14 protein-coding genes are annotated in these 14,574 nt (G+C 70.9%); 6 read left to right on the top strand and 8 right to left on the bottom strand.

Annotation, left to right across the window (positions count from 1 at the left end; translation table 11 throughout):
• Positions 1 to 50: 50 nt before the first annotated feature.
• Positions 51 to 881 carry a hypothetical protein gene (locus tag ABZV93_RS21550; RefSeq protein ID WP_354938929.1) on the bottom strand — a complete coding sequence of 277 codons (831 nt, stop codon included), beginning with the start codon at positions 879 to 881 and terminating at the stop codon, positions 51 to 53.
• 131 nt (positions 882 to 1,012) lie between these two features.
• On the opposite strand from ABZV93_RS21550, the gene ABZV93_RS21545 reads away from it, so the two are divergent.
• A complete protein-coding gene (locus tag ABZV93_RS21545) occupies positions 1,013 to 2,083 on the top strand; it encodes a Glu/Leu/Phe/Val dehydrogenase dimerization domain-containing protein (RefSeq protein ID WP_354938927.1) in 1,071 nt (356 codons plus the stop codon).
• 103 nt (positions 2,084 to 2,186) lie between these two features.
• Here the strand turns inward: ABZV93_RS21545 and ABZV93_RS21540 are convergent, their stop codons facing one another.
• Entirely contained in the window at positions 2,187 to 2,864 is a 678-nt protein-coding gene (locus ABZV93_RS21540; protein WP_354938925.1) for a ThuA domain-containing protein, read from the bottom strand.
• 152 nt (positions 2,865 to 3,016) lie between these two features.
• Complete coding sequence (locus tag ABZV93_RS21535; protein WP_354938923.1) at positions 3,017 to 3,847, bottom strand: NAD(P)-dependent oxidoreductase; 831 nt, start codon at positions 3,845 to 3,847, stop codon at positions 3,017 to 3,019.
• Between the two features lie 717 nt (positions 3,848 to 4,564).
• On the opposite strand from ABZV93_RS21535, the gene ABZV93_RS21530 reads away from it, so the two are divergent.
• Positions 4,565 to 4,771, top strand: coding sequence for a DUF3073 domain-containing protein (locus ABZV93_RS21530; protein WP_354938921.1), 207 nt, complete (start codon positions 4,565 to 4,567; stop codon positions 4,769 to 4,771).
• A gap of 22 nt (positions 4,772 to 4,793) precedes the next feature.
• On the opposite strand, the gene purM is transcribed toward ABZV93_RS21530, so the two are convergent.
• On the bottom strand, positions 4,794 to 5,876 hold the full coding sequence (purM, locus tag ABZV93_RS21525) for a phosphoribosylformylglycinamidine cyclo-ligase (RefSeq protein ID WP_354938919.1): 1,083 nt from the start codon (positions 5,874 to 5,876) through the stop codon (positions 4,794 to 4,796).
• A gap of 59 nt (positions 5,877 to 5,935) precedes the next feature.
• On the bottom strand, positions 5,936 to 7,426 hold the full coding sequence (purF, locus tag ABZV93_RS21520; RefSeq protein ID WP_354938917.1) for an amidophosphoribosyltransferase: 1,491 nt from the start codon (positions 7,424 to 7,426) through the stop codon (positions 5,936 to 5,938).
• A gap of 70 nt (positions 7,427 to 7,496) precedes the next feature.
• Between purF and ABZV93_RS21515 the strand changes: the two genes are divergently transcribed.
• On the top strand, positions 7,497 to 8,948 hold the full coding sequence (locus ABZV93_RS21515; protein ID WP_354938915.1) for a serine hydrolase domain-containing protein: 1,452 nt from the start codon (positions 7,497 to 7,499) through the stop codon (positions 8,946 to 8,948).
• Between the two features lie 7 nt (positions 8,949 to 8,955).
• On the opposite strand, the gene ABZV93_RS21510 is transcribed toward ABZV93_RS21515, so the two are convergent.
• Positions 8,956 to 9,333 carry a hypothetical protein gene (locus tag ABZV93_RS21510; protein WP_354938913.1) on the bottom strand — a complete coding sequence of 126 codons (378 nt, stop codon included), beginning with the start codon at positions 9,331 to 9,333 and terminating at the stop codon, positions 8,956 to 8,958.
• 57 nt (positions 9,334 to 9,390) lie between these two features.
• Between ABZV93_RS21510 and ABZV93_RS21505 the strand changes: the two genes are divergently transcribed.
• The 3 genes from ABZV93_RS21505 to ABZV93_RS21495 all read left to right on the top strand — a co-directional run bounded on the left by ABZV93_RS21505 (position 9,391) and on the right by ABZV93_RS21495 (position 12,310).
• The gene (locus ABZV93_RS21505) at positions 9,391 to 9,963 is read left to right on the top strand and encodes a TIGR03086 family metal-binding protein (RefSeq protein WP_354938911.1); all 573 of its coding nucleotides are present in this window, start codon (positions 9,391 to 9,393) and stop codon (positions 9,961 to 9,963) included.
• 93 nt (positions 9,964 to 10,056) lie between these two features.
• Positions 10,057 to 11,103, top strand: coding sequence for an L-threonine 3-dehydrogenase (gene tdh / locus ABZV93_RS21500; protein WP_354938909.1), 1,047 nt, complete (start codon positions 10,057 to 10,059; stop codon positions 11,101 to 11,103).
• Between the two features lie 37 nt (positions 11,104 to 11,140).
• Complete coding sequence (locus ABZV93_RS21495) at positions 11,141 to 12,310, top strand: glycine C-acetyltransferase (RefSeq protein ID WP_354939277.1); 1,170 nt, start codon at positions 11,141 to 11,143, stop codon at positions 12,308 to 12,310.
• A gap of 85 nt (positions 12,311 to 12,395) precedes the next feature.
• Here ABZV93_RS21495 and cysN read toward each other — a convergent pair whose 3' ends face one another.
• Together cysN and cysD are read right to left on the bottom strand one after the other, a co-directional pair.
• Positions 12,396 to 13,646, bottom strand: coding sequence for a sulfate adenylyltransferase subunit CysN (cysN, locus tag ABZV93_RS21490; RefSeq protein WP_354938907.1), 1,251 nt, complete (start codon positions 13,644 to 13,646; stop codon positions 12,396 to 12,398).
• Positions 13,646 to 14,551 carry a sulfate adenylyltransferase subunit CysD gene (gene cysD, locus ABZV93_RS21485; protein WP_354938905.1) on the bottom strand — a complete coding sequence of 302 codons (906 nt, stop codon included), beginning with the start codon at positions 14,549 to 14,551 and terminating at the stop codon, positions 13,646 to 13,648. Before cysD ends, cysN begins: the two co-directional genes overlap by 1 nt.
• Between the last annotated feature and the right edge of the window lie 23 nt (positions 14,552 to 14,574).

Genomic DNA, 14,574 nt, shown 5'->3' with positions numbered 1-14,574 from the left:
CCGGTCGTTCCGCCCAGTTTTCCCAGAATTTCCGGACCTGTTCCGGTGTTTCACGATGCGCGCTCTTTTTCGCGCATCTCCCACCACTGTTTCCGTAGGCGGTGGTAGATCGTTCTCGCCTCCTCGTCGTCACCCTTCGCCACCGCCTGGAGGGCAGCGGCCACATCACTGGCGGAGCGGTCCGCGGTCACCCGCTCCGAACCCATCAACCGCACGAGGCCGCCGTAGTCCAGCTCCACCCAGCTGTGCGGATGGAACGACTCGATCCAGCGGCCGAGTGTGCGAAGCGGCTCCATCTCCCAGTCCGGGCGGGCCCGGGTCAGCAGCCGGTGGGCGCGGCTGAGCCGGCGGCGCGCCTCCACCATGGGTGCGCGGTAGCGAAGCTCCACGGGATCCATCCCGATACTGCGGTCCTCATCACCAAAGATGACGAACCAAGCGAGCGGAACGTGCCAGCGCGCGGTCAAGATGTGCGGTTCGGCGTCCGGTGGGCACACATCCTCACCGAGCGCGTCGAAGTCGACACGGTCCAGTCCGCCCGCGGGCAGCAGGACCCGCAACACGGGCTCAGGCAACGACATCATGAGATCACCAAGTGCCTGGCGAACCCGAAGGGCGGATTCGTCCGGACACAGCAGGAGGTTGCCCTCCACCTCCATCGCATAAGCGCGACGCGCGTGCGACACGGCACCAGGTGGCAGCATTGGTAACAACGCGGCGAGCGACTCCCGTTGCTCGGCCACGGCCAAAGACGACGTTTCCGGACGGTCGGGCACCCGCACCTGCGCTTCCCACGAGGTCCGCTCCCGCGCCGGGAAGGCGGGCAGCGGCTCATAAACCCGCAGGTAGCAGCAGTACGGCGTGACGACCGAAGTCCGCATGCTCCCATCGTGCACCTCTCCGTTCGTTCGCGGCACCTGTCCAGTGAGATCCTGAGCAGCCGTTATCGCTCTAAGGTGGAGCCGGACGCCCGCCCCACCCCTGCGGGCACGCTCAGCGAGGAGTCACCAACGTGACGGAGTTTTTCGGCCGGCACCCCGGCCACGAGCAGCTGGTCTTCTGCGCCGACGAGACGAGCGGGCTGCGGGCGATCATCGCGATCTCCTCCACGGCCCTCGGGCCGGCCCTCGGCGGCACCAGGTTCCACCCGTACCCCAGCGAGGACGCGGCCGTGGCCGACGCCCTCAACCTCTCCACCGCGATGGCCTACAAGGCCGCACTGGCCGGACTCGCCCTCGGCGGCGGGAAGGCCGTGATCATCGGTGACCCCGACCGGGACAAGACCGAGCCGCTCCTTCGTGCGTACGGCCGGTTCGTGGAGTCCCTCGGCGGCCGGTACATCACCGCCTGCGACGTCGGCACGTATTCGCCCGACATGGACGTGATCGCCCGGGAGTCCCGCCACGTCACCGGCCGCACCGTCGAGCAGGGCGGCGCCGGCGACTCCTCCGTCCTCACCGCGTTCGGCGTGTTCCAGGCCATGCGCGCCTGTGCCGAACACCGGTGGGGTACGCCCACCCTGCGCGGCCGCCGCGTGGGCGTCTCCGGGGTCGGCAAGGTCGGCCGGCACCTGGTCGACCACGTGCTCGCCGACGGCGGCGAGGCCGTGATCACCGACGTCAGCAATGCCGCCGTGCACCGGGTACGCCAGGAGCACCCCCAGGTCGACGTGGTGACCGACACCATGGCGCTGGTCGACGCCGACGTCGACGTCTACTCACCCTGTGCACTGGGCGGTGCGCTGGACGAGACCACCGTGCCCCGGCTGCGGGCCGGCATCGTCTGCGGTGGCGCCAACAACCAGCTCGCCCACCCCGGCATCGAGAAGCTTCTGCAGGACCGCGGCATCCTCTACGCGCCGGACTATCTCGTCAACGCGGGCGGCCTGATCCAGGTGGCCGACGAGCTGCACGGCTTCGACTTCGAGCGGGCCAGGGCCCGGGCCGCCCGGATCCTCGACACCACCCGGGACGTTCTGCAGGTGGCCGACGCCGAAGGCGTACCCCCCGTGGTCGCGGCCGACCGGCTGGCCGAACGCCGGATGGCCGACGCGGGCCGCCACCGCCCGCTCTGGCTGAGCTGACCGGCCCGAGCACCCGCGCGCGACCCGACCGCGGGCCCGGCACCTGGCCGGACCCGCGGTCGGGTGATGTTCTGTCGTTCCGCGCGGCTGTCCCGGAACGGGATCAGGAGCGGCCGGCCACCCAACGGGCGGCGTTGCGAATGATGTGGCGTACGTCGTCGCGGTAGTACGTGGGGTTCTCCTCGTGGCCCGGCCGGAAGTAGAACACCCGCCCGTTGCCGACCGTGTAGGCGCACCCGGACCGGAACTCGTGCCCGCCGGGGAAGGTCGAGTGGAACACCACGGTGTCCGGCTTGCCGCAGCCGAACTCCTCGTCGTACATCTCCTCGTCGTCGATGGCGAAGTCGCTCACCCCGGCGGCGATCGGGTGCTCCGGAGCCAGCACCTTGATCGACTCCGGGCCGGCGTCGTGCTTCACGCCGCCGATCCGGCCGTCGTCACCGATCAGCCGGGTGAACGGCTTGGCCATGTGCGAGGAGTGCAGGGCGAGGAAGCCCATGCCGCGTTCCTTGACGTGCCGCTCGATCCGGTCGACCGTCGCGTCGCGCACGTGCCCGTGCAGGAGGTGTCCCCACCAGGCCAGTACGTCGGTCTGCGCGAGCACCTCCTCCGAGACGCCCTGGTCGGGGTCGGTGAGCTCGGCCGTGCTCACCTGGAATCCCTGGTCCTTGTCCTGGCGCAGACCGTCGGCGACCGCGCCGTTGATGTCGTGCGGGTACCACTCCTTGGGGGCGGTGTGCTCGGACCAGACGAGGACGCGGATCTTTCCCTGCTCGCTCACGTTTCCTCCTACGAGAGGTGGCCGGCGGTCGAAGGTCGCCGGCCGGCGGAACCGCGAGGACGTAACGCCGAGACGCCGGTGTGTCGGCTACGGGCCTCACGGGGATCTGGTGGTGCGAAGCTTGTCGGCTACGGCTACGGCTACGGCTACGGCTAGGGCAGTGGGCCGACCGCGCACAGGCCGCGTTCCTCGTCGGGGTTCACCGAGTCGGCGAACGCCTCGGAGTCCAGGGCCGGCGCGTAGCCGAGGTCGGCCGTGGCGTTCCCGGTGTCCCACTCGCGGCGGGTGTTGGCGGAGATCCCGTGGTAGACGCCGAACGGCACCTTCGAGGCGTCGGCCTCGACCGCGCCGACCACCAGTGCCCGCAGGTCCTCCGGCCCGATCCAGGACGGCAGTCCGCCGACCGAGCCCGGCCGGGGCTGGACGCCCCCGAACCGCAGGCACACCACCGACAGGTCCGTGCGGTAGGCGTACGTACGCCCGATCGCCTCGGTGAACGCCTTGCTCGCGCCGTACAGGCAGCACGGCGACGGCGGCCAGGCCGGATCGATCGGCACCTCGCCACGCCGGACGTAGGCGCCCATCGCGTGCACCGAACTGGCCAGCACCACCCGGCGCACCCCAGCCGCCAGCGCCGCCTCCAGGACAGACGCCACCACGTCGAAGTTCGGGCCGCGCAGGTCCTCCCAGGACGCCCGCGGGCTGGGGTCTGCGGCCAGGTGCACGACGGTGTCCATGCCGGCGACCACGTCGGCCACGAAGGCCGGATCGGCCAGGTCACCCGGTCGTACCTCCACCGAGCCCGGATCGGCGGCCGGTGCGGCGTCGGTTCCCACCGGTGCCGTACCGGCGGAGTTGGCCGGGATGGAGTCGGCCCGGTCCGGCCGGTCGGTCAACCGGAGCGGGTAGCCGGCGAGGCCGGGTAGCAGGAGCCGGGACACGTTGCCTGCTGCTCCGGTGAGCAGCACCCTGCGCTGGGTCATCCGCTGGTCGCCCGTCCCGTCCGGTGTCGTTGGGTCGTCGGTCTCGTTGACCAGACCTATCGCACCATGCCGGGAGGGTTCGGTGCGATTCCGGCGGCCGGACGGACGTGCCCGATCCCGGACTTCGTCACCCCGACCATCCGTCGGCGACTCCGCGGCGACTCAGGTGGACTCGGCGAGGACTCCGCGAGGACCCTCAGGAGGACCCTCAGGAGGACCCGGCACGCACTCCACGAGGACTGTCCGACGGCTTCTCGGCGGGTCCGGGCGTGCCCGAAACCGGACAGCCGAGTTCATCGGCCGCCGCTCTTCACCGGGACGACCGCGACAGTTGCGTTTCGCCCGAGCGGGCCCGCGGTCGGGCCGTGAGAGCCGCGCCCACGCCCGCGAACGCCGCCCACGAGGCGCTGAGGATCACGTCAGAGCCCGCTCCGACCCTGTTGGGGGCCGGAAGGCGGGCAACCCGAGGGCCGTGCCCGGGCGGCACCGGGTCGGCGCCCGGGCAGGGGCCGCGCGCGGATTCTCCTGGTTCGGGCATCCGCCCGCCGGGCCGTCGCCGGGCCGTCGCCGGGTGTCGCGGGATGATCGGACCCACCCCAGGTGCACGATCCGGGCACATGCCGGTACCGTTGACCCACGAGCAGATGAGACCGTGAGCCCGAGGGCACACGTCTATGACGTGTTGCCCCGGTTTATGTTGTGCGAGGGGGTCGACCCATGGGGCGCGGCCGTGCTAAGGCCAAGCAGACGAAGGTCGCCCGGGAGCTGAAGTACCGCACCCACGACACCGACCTCGAAGCGCTGCAGCGAGAGCTGTCGAGTCGTGAGGGCGCGAACGGCAACGTTCGTGGCGAACAGGACGACCCCGACGAGCCTGACGAAGACGGGGCCGACGAGGACTATCGCATCGCACGTCGCCGCTGACCGCGGCCGACTTCATGTGCGGTCAGCTCTGTCCGTGGCTGCCCGTGAGATGCGCTGAACCCTCGCCTGCGAGCACTCTCCCGGCGATCCACGCGTGGATGCCGCGGTTGGCAAGTACGCCGACCGCGGCATCGGCGTCGTCTGCGTTCACCAGGGCAACCATGCCCACACCCATGTTGAGCGTCCGCTCGAGTTCGGACTGCTCGACCTGGCCCCACTCCCCGACCAGGGTGCAGATCCGCGGCGGAGTCCACGTCGAACGGTCGATCTCGACGTCCACGTCCGCCGGCAGCACCCGGGCGACGTTCGCCGCCAGCCCGCCACCGGTGATGTGGGACATCGCGTGTACGTCGACCTCGCGGTTGAGCGCCAGGCAGTCCTTGGCGTAGACGCGGGTCGGCTCCAGGAGTTCCTCCCCGAGCGTGCGGCCCAGGTCGTCCACGTGCTCGGACAGGTTGCGGCCGGCCGCCGCGAGCACGTGCCGGACCAGCGAGTAGCCGTTGGAGTGCAGTCCGGACGAGGCCATCGCCACCACGACGTCGCCGGTGCGTACGCGGTCCGGGCCGAGGAGTTCGTCGGCCTCCACCACCCCGGTGGTCGCGCCGGCCACGTCGTACTCCCCCGGCGACAGCAGGCCCGGGTGCTCGGCGGTCTCCCCGCCCACCAGGGCACAGCCGGCGTGCACGCAGGCCTCGGCGATGCCCTTGACGATGGCCGCGATGCGTTCGGGCACGACCTTGCCGCAGGCGATGTAGTCGGTCAGGAACAGCGGCTCGGCACCGCACACCACCAGGTCGTCGACCAGCATGCCCACCAGGTCGAAGCCGATCGTGTCGTGCTTGTCCAGGGCCTGGGCGATCGCGACCTTCGTACCCACCCCGTCGGTGGAGGTCGCCAGCAGCGGCCGCCGGTAGTTGCGCAGCGCCGAGGCGTCGAAGAGCCCGGCGAAGCCGCCCACCCCGCCGACGACCTCCGGTCGCCGGGTCTTCTCCACCCAGGTACGCATCAGGCTGACGGCGCGGTCACCGGCCTCGATGTCGACACCGGCCGCGGCGTAGGAAGCCCCCGAGGTCTGCCCGCGGTCGGATTCTGCGGACTGGGTCACTGGTCGGTGTCCTTTCGGTGGATGCGGCTCACGTACGAGACGTGGGCGGACGGCTCGCGTCAGTTGCCCGCGGGCGGGCCGACGACCTCGAGCTGGAACTTGCCGTGCCGGCTGGCCGCCTCGGGGATCGGCACCGGGTAGCTGCCGTCGAAGCAGGCCCGGCACAACCGGTCGGCGGGCACGCCGCTCGCCTCGGTCAACGAGTCCAGGGAGATGAAGCCGATGGAGTCCGCGCCGATCGACGCGCAGATCTCGTCCACGGTCTGCTCGGCCGCGATCAGCTCCTTGGGGGAGGCGAAGTCGATGCCGTAGAAGCAGGGCCACTTCACCGGGGGGCTGGCGATCCGGACGTGCACCTCGGCGGCACCGGCCTCACGGAGCATCCGGACGAGGGCCCGCTGGGTGTTGCCGCGCACGATCGAGTCGTCCACCATCACCAGGCGCCTGCCCTCGATGACCTCGCGCAGCGGGTTGTACTTGAGCCGGATGCCGAGCTGGCGCAGCGTCTGGCTGGGCTGGATGAAGGTGCGGCCGACGTAGCTGTTCTTGACCAGGCCGTGGCCGTAGGGGATGCCGCTCTCCTCGGCGTACCCGATGGCGCCCGGCGTCGCCGACTCCGGCACCGGGATCACCAGGTCGGCCTCGACCGGGAAGTCCCTGGCGAGGCGGCGTCCGACCTCGACCCGGGTCTCGTGCACCGAGCGGCCGGAGATCTTGGTGTCGGGGCGGGAGAGGTAGACGAACTCGAACAGGCAGCCCTTGGGCTCGGCCGGGGCGAACCGCCGGGTGCGTACGCCGTCGCCGTCCAGCGCGACCAGCTCGCCCGGCTCCACCTCGCGTACGAACTCGGCACCCACGATGTCCAGGGCGGCGTTCTCGCTGGCCACCACCCAGCCGGCTCCCAGCCGGCCGATCACCAGCGGGCGGATGCCCTGCGGGTCGCGGGCGGCGTACAGCGTCTCCTCGTCCATGAACACCAGCGAGAAGGCACCCCGCAGCTCCGCGCACACCGCCTGCGCCGCGTCCAGCAGCGAGCGGTCGGGGTAGGTGGCGAGCAGCCGGGTGATCAGGGTGGTGTCGTTGGTCGAGCTCCGGTCACCCGGCGACTCGGCGAGATCGGCCTCGGCCGCCCGTTTCGCGGCGAGTTCGACCAGGTCGGCGCTGTTGGTGAGGTTCCCGTTGTGGGCCAGGGCCAGCCCGCCCGCGCTCGTCGACCGGAACGTCGGCTGGGCGTTGGCCCACACGCTCGCACCGGTCGTGGAGTAACGGCAGTGGCCGACCGCGAGGTGCCCGACGAGCGACTCGAGGATCGCCTCGTCGAACACCTGGGAGACCAGGCCCATGTCCTTGTAGACGAGCACCTGCTGCCCGTTGCTGACCGCGATGCCCGCTGATTCCTGGCCGCGGTGCTGCAGGGCGTAGAGCCCGAAATAGGTAAGCTTCGCGACCTCCTCCCCGGGCGCCCAGACCCCGAAGACGCCACAGGCATCCTTGGGGGTCTTGTCGTCGGGATGAAGGTCGAATGAGAGCAGTCCGTCGCCGCCCGGCACGGTTCGAGTGTAACCAGGCCTCCCGAGCGGCCCGCGCGGGGCGTACGTCCGGCCGCCATAACCTGGGCGGATGCCACAGCGTCGAGTTCTCGAGTCCGTCCCAACCGGGCAGTCAGGGCAATCAGGGCAGCCGGGGCCGGTACGGCCGGAGACCGGAGCGGAGCTGCTGCGCCGGGTCGCCCAGGAGCAGTCCGCCGGCCGGATCCCCGCCCTCACCGCAGGCGTGATGCGTGACGGAATGCTCGCCTGGAGCGGCGGGCGCGGCCGGGTGGGCGGCAGCCGCCCGGACGCCGACACGCAGTCGCGGATCGGGTCGATCAGCAAGACGTTCACCGCCGTGCTCGTTGCCCGGCTGCGCGACGAGGGGCGGCTGGACTTCGCCGACCCGCTCGACCGGCACGTGCCGGGTACGCCGTTCGGCGACCGCACCCTGGCGCAGTTGCTCGCCCACGTGTCCGGCCTGCAGGCGGAGACGAACGGGCCCTGGTGGGAGCGCACGCCGGGAGCGGAGTGGCCCGGGCTCGCGGAGACGCTGGACGGCGGGACCGCGAGGCACCGGGCCGGCCGCCGCTACCACTACTCCAATCTCGGCTTCGGCGTGCTCGGCGAGGTCGTCGCCCGGCACCGCGGCTGCTCGTGGTGGGAGGCGCTGCGGACCGAGGTGCTGGAGCCGCTGGAGCTCCGCCGTACGACGTACTCACCGCAGCAACCGCACGCCTCCGGGTTCGCCGTCCACCCGTGGGCGGACGTCGTACTCCCCGAACCCGACCACGACGCGGGCGCGATGGCACCGGCCGGGCAGCTGTGGTCGACGGTCGCGGACCTGGCCCGGTGGGCGGCGTTCGTGGCCGGGGACACCGGCGGCGTGCTCAGCCCGGACACGCTGGCGGAGATGCGCGAGCCGCACGCGGTGGAGCAGGCGCCGACCTGGACCGCGGGCTACGGCCTCGGCTGGCAGGTGCTGCGGGTCGGTGAGCGCACCCTCGTCGGCCACGGCGGCTCGATGCCGGGCTTCCTCGCCGGGTTGTACGTCGACGTCGACCAGAACCTCGGCGGCGTCTGCCTGGCCAACACGACCTCGGGCCTGCGGCCGCTCGGCCTGGTGGCGGACCTGATCGACGTGGTGGAGACGCGCGAGCCGCGGATGGCGCCGGAGTGGACGCCGGTGCCGGAACTGCCCGAGGGGACGCTGGACCTGGTGGGGCCGTGGTACTGGGGCCCGATGGCGTCGGCCCTGCGTGCCGGGCGGGACGGGATGCTCGACCTGCGCCCCCTCGGCGAGGGCGGCCGAGCCTCGCGGTTCCGGCCGAACGCCGACGGCACCTGGACCGGCCTGGACGGCTACTACGCCGGGGAGACGCTGCGGGTGGGCCGTGGTCCGGACGGGCGGGTGACCCACCTGGACATCGCGACGTTCGTGTACAGCCGGCAGCCGTACGACCTCGGCGCCCCGATCCCGGGTGGCGTGCACCCGGCCGGGTGGACCGGGTCCGGCCCGAACGGCGGCACGGACGGCGAGTGAACCCGCATCAGGACAGGCCCTGGTTGCGCCGGGGCGCCATCTGGTGCTCCCTGGTCAGCGTGGTCCGGGCGCGCCGGCACATGGCGGTGAGCGCCGCCGCCTGCCGGTCGCCCGGGTCGGACTCCCCGAACTCTCCCGGGCCCGCACCGTCGGCCGGCGCCGGCTCGGAGAACGCGCTGATCGCCCGCATCAGGATGGTCCACTGTGGGCGCGGAACCACCCCTTCGAGTTCGGCCATTCCGTCAGCGTCACTTTCGGTGGTCACATAGCGTGCGAGGATTGCCGTGCCGGCGAGCGCCAGAGCCTGCAGGCCGGCCTGGCCGAGGGCTACCGCGTCGATCTCGTCGAGCCCGCCCGACGACACGCGAGAGGCATTCGAAAGCATGTTCGAACGCTATCAGTTAGTCGTCCGACCCGCCAGCGTCACCGGGAGGTCGCTTCGATGACGATGACCCAAGGTTCCGCCCGGACTCTGATCCCCACGGCGGCCCGCGAATTCGGCGCCCGGGTGCACGGCGTACCCCCCGACGGCTGGACCGCGCCCACCCCCTGCACGGAATGGTCGGTGCACGACCTGGTCAACCATCTGGTCGCCGAACACCTGTGGGCGCCGCACCTGCTTCGCGGCGAGACCGTCGAGCAGGTGGGCGACCGCTACGACGGGGACGTCCTGGGCGAGGACCCTGTCGCCGCCTGGGACGCCGCCATCACCGCCTCGCTGGCGGCGTGGGAGCAGGCGAGGGACGACGACACCGTCCACCTGTCGTTCGGCGACGCCCCGGCGCAGGAGTACGCCGAGCAGATGCTGACCGACCTCGTGGTGCACGCCTGGGATCTCGCTCGGGGCGCCGGCCTGGACGACCGGCTGGACCCCCGCGCGGTGCGGCACGTCTGGGAGTACGCCTCGGTGCGGGTACCCCAGTGGGAGGGCAGCAGTATGCTCGCGCCGCCGGTCCGTACCGCCTCCGACGACATTCAGGACCAACTGATCGCTCTGGTCGGGCGGCGGCCCTGACCGGTGGGCCCGACCGGCGACCCCGGCCGCGGCCCGACAGCGACCGGCCCCGGCCACCACACCGGGACGACCCACCAGCAGCGGAGACATGCGATGCGCGCGCTCGTGAAGGCCAAGGCCGAGCCCGGACTGTGGCTGGAGGAGGTCCCCGAACCCGAGCCGGGTACCGGCGAGGCGCTCGTGCAGATTCTCCAGACCGGCATCTGCGGCACCGATCAGCACATCCTGAACTGGGACGACTGGGCCCGTACCCACGTGCCCGTCCCCCTGGTGGTGGGGCACGAGTTCGTCGGCCGGGTGATCGAGGTCGGCGCCGGAGTGGACCGGGTGGCCGTCGGTGATCTGGTGAGCGGCGAGGGTCACCTGGTGTGCGGTCGCTGCCGCAACTGCATGGCCGGCCGGCGGCACCTGTGCGCGCACACCCAGGGGGTGGGGATCTCCCGGGCCGGCGCGTTCGCCGACCGCCTCACCCTGCCGGCCGGCAACCTGTGGAAGCACCCGGCCGACATCAACCTCGACGTGGCCACGATCTTCGACCCGTTCGGCAACGCCGTGCACACCGCGCTGGCGTTCCCGGTGGTCAACGAGGACGTCCTGATCACCGGCGCCGGCCCGATCGGCCTGATGGCGGCGGCCGTCGTCCGGCACGCCGGCGCGCGCCACGTGGTGATCACCGACGTCAACCCGTACCGCCTCGATCTCGCCCGCGAGGTGGGCGTCACCGCGGCCGTCGACGTCTCCCGTACCACCCTCCCGCAGGTTCAGGCCGAGCTCGGCATGAAGGAGGGCTTCGACGTCGGGCTGGAGATGTCCGGGCACCCGAGCGCACTCCCGTCCATGGTCGACTCGATGTCCCACGGCGGCCGGATCGCGGTCCTCGGGCTGGCGTCCGGGCCGATCAGCATCGACTGGAGCCGGGTCGTACTCTCCATGCTGACCATCCAGGGCATCTACGGCCGGCAGATGTACGAGACGTGGTACGCGATGTCGGTGCTGGTCGAGGAGGGCCTGGACATCTCACCGGTGGTCACCCACCGGTTCCCGGTCACCGAGTACGAACAGGCCTTCGCGACCCTGCGCGACGGCAACTGCGGCAAAGTGATCCTCGACTGGAGACAGGACCCACCGGCGGGGAGCTGACCCCGGAAGGACGGACGTGGCTGACATGGCCGACACGATGCGCGAACACCTGCGGACCCAGCTCGCGGAGATCCGGGCGGCCGGGCTCGCCAAGGACGAGCGCCCGCTCACCACGCCGCAGAACGCCAACGTCGGCGTCGCCGGCGGCCAGCGGGTCCTCAACCTGTGCGCCAACAACTACCTCGGGCTCGCCGACCACCCCGACCTCATCGCCGCGGCGAAGGCGGGCCTGGACGAGTGGGGCTTCGGGATGGCGTCGGTGCGGTTCATCTGCGGGACCCAGGAGCTGCACAAGCGGCTGGAGAACCGCATCTCGGCGTTCCTCGGCACCGACGACACGATCCTCTACAGCTCCTGCTTCGACGCCAACGCGGGGCTGTTCGAGACGCTGCTCGGCCCGGAGGACGCGATCATCTCCGACGCCCTCAACCACGCGAGCATCATCGACGGCGTACGCCTGTGCAAGGCCCGCCGGTTCCGCTACCGCAACCGCGACATGGCCGACCTCGAGGCGCAGCTGAAGGACGCCTCGGACGCGCGGTTCAAGATGGTCGCCACCGACGGCGTCTTCTCCATGGACGGCTACCTCGCGCCGCTGCGGGAGATCTGCGACCTCGCCGACACCTACGGTGCGCTGGTGATGGTCGACGACTCCCATGCGGTGGGCTTCGTCGGCGAGCACGGCCGGGGTACGCCGGAACTGCACGGCGTGGCCGACCGGGTGGACATCCTCACCGGCACGCTGGGCAAGGCGCTCGGCGGTGCCAGCGGCGGCTACACCAGCGCCCGGGCCGAGATCGTCGAGCTGCTGCGGCAGCGGTCCCGGCCGTACCTCTTCTCCAACTCCCTGGCCCCGGCGATCGCGGCCGCCTCGATCGCGGTCTTCGACCTGCTGGACTCCTCCGACGAGCTGCGGCAGCGGCTGCGCGACAACACCGCGTTCTTCCGGCAGCGGCTGGAGGACGAGGGGTTCGACGTGCTCCCGGGCGAGCACCCGATCATCCCGGTGATGTTCGGGGACGCCGTCCTTGCGGGGAAGATGGCGGCGGCTCTGCTGGACCTCGGTGTGTACGTGACGGCGTTCTCCTACCCCGTCGTGCCGCACGGGACGGCCCGGATCCGTACGCAGGTCTCGGCCGCGCACACCCGCGAGGACCTCGAGCACGCGGCCGCCGCCTTCGCCCAGGCCCGGGACAAGGTCGGCTAGGGCGCGCTCGATTCTTCCGCGGAAGAATCCGGGCCGAGCGCGGCCTCGTAGAAGCACCCGCTCGGCCCTGACCCGCGGGGCGGATCTAGTCGGCGTTCATCACCATGCCGGCGCCCACGGTGACGTTGGTGGCCTCGTCGACGAGGACGAAGCCCCCCGTCTGCCGGTTGCGCGCGTAGTCGTCGACGAACAACGGCTGGGCCACCCGCAGGTCGACCCGCCCGATCTCGTTGAGCCCCAACTGGTCGGCGCTCTCGTCGCGGTGCAGGGTGTTGACGTCGAGCCGGTAGTGCAGCTTCTTGACGATCGCCCGCGCGGTGCGGGTGGTGTGCTTGACGTAGATCCGCTGCCCCGGCTTCAGTGGCGTGTCGGTCATCCAGCTGACCATCGCGCTGAGGTTCTGCGCGACCGTCGGCTTGTTGTTCGGACGGCAGATCATGTCGCCGCGGGAGACGTCGAGATCGTCCTCGAGCAGCACCGTCACCGACATCGGCGAGAACGCCTCCTCGACCGGGCCGTCGGCGGTGTCGATGCGCTTGATCCGCGAGGTCATCCCCGACGGCAGCACCATCACCTCGTCACCCGGCTTGAGCACCCCGCCGACGACCTGACCGGCGTACCCGCGGTAGTCGTGGTAGTCGTCGGAGTGCGGACGGATGACGTACTGCACCGGCAGCCTGGGGTCCTGGAGGTTGCGGTCGCTGGCGACGTGGATGTTCTCCAGGTGGTGCAGCAGCGACGGGCCGTCGTACCACGGCATGTTGGTCGACCGCTCGACGACGTTGTCACCGGCGAGCGCGGAGATCGGGATCACCTGAAGGTCGGGAGTCGACAGCTTGGTGGCGAAGCCCAGGAACTCCTGCCGGATGCGTTCGTACACCTCCTGGTCGTAGTCGACCAGGTCCATCTTGTTGACGCAGACCACCAGGTGCGGCACCCGCAGCAGCGAGACCAGGAACGCGTGCCGGCGGGTCTGCTCGACCAGGCCGTTGCGCGCGTCGACCAGTACCAGGGCGAGGTCGGCGTTGGAGGCGCCGGTCACCATGTTGCGGGTGTACTGGATGTGCCCAGGGGTGTCGGCGATGATGAACTTGCGGTTGGGAGTGGCGAAGTAGCGGTACGCCACGTCGATGGTGATGCCCTGTTCACGCTCGGCGCGCAGGCCGTCGGTCAGCAGCGCGAGGTTGGTGTACTCGAACCCCCGGTCGCGGCTGGTGCGTTCGACGGACTCCAACTGGTCCTCGAAGATCGCCTTGGAGTCGTAGAGCAGGCGCCCGATCAGGGTGCTCTTGCCGTCGTCGACGCTGCCCGCCGTGGCGAAGCGCAGGAGATCCACTAGAAATAACCTTCCCGCTTGCGGTCTTCCATCGAGGCCTCGCTCACCCGGTCGTCGGCACGGGTCGCGCCGCGCTCGGTGATCCGGCTGGTGGCCACCTCGGTGATGATGTCGGCCACGGTGGCCGCGGTCGACTCCACCGCTCCCGTACAGGAGATGTCGCCGACCGTGCGGTAACGCACCGTCGCCTCGTGCAGCTCCTCGCCCTCCCGCCGGGGCAGGACGTCCGACTCCGAGAGCAGCATCCCGTCGCGCTCGAACACCTTGCGCCGGTGCGCGAAGTAGATGGACGGGATGTCCACGTGGTCGTCGGAGATGTACTGCCAGATGTCCAGCTCGGTCCAGTTGGACAGCGGGAACGCCCGGATCGACTCACCGGGGTGGATCCGGCCGTTGTAGATGTTCCAGAGCTCGGGTCGCTGGTTCTTGGGGTCCCACTGGCCGAACTCGTCGCGGAAGGAGAAGACCCGCTCCTTGGCCCGGGCCTTCTCCTCGTCGCGGCGCGCCCCGCCCATGAGCGCGTCGAAGTTGTGCTTCTCGATCGTCTCCAGCAGGACCTGCGTCTGCAGCGGGTTGCGGCTCTGGCCGGGACGCTCGGTGATCCGGCCCTCGTCGATCGCCTCCTGCACCGAGCCGACCACCAGGCGTACGCCGAGGTCGGCGACCAGCCGGTCGCGGAAGTCGATCACCTCGGCGAAGTTGTGCCCGGTGTCGACGTGCAGGAGGGCGAACGGGATGCGGGCCGGCCAGAACGCCTTCTGGGCGAGCCGGAGCATCACACAGGAGTCCTTGCCGCCGGAGAACAGCAGCGCAGGCCGCTCGAACTCGGCGGCCACCTCACGAATGATGTGGATCGATTCGGACTCGAGGGCCTGCAGGTGGGACAAACGGTAGTCGAGGGGCATAACACCACCAGGTGGTCGTCGAG

It is taken from the genome of Actinopolymorpha sp. NPDC004070 (assembly GCF_040610475.1).
Lineage (GTDB): Bacteria > Actinomycetota > Actinomycetes > Propionibacteriales > Actinopolymorphaceae > Actinopolymorpha.
This window is presented reverse-complemented; position numbering and strand designations above follow the sequence as displayed.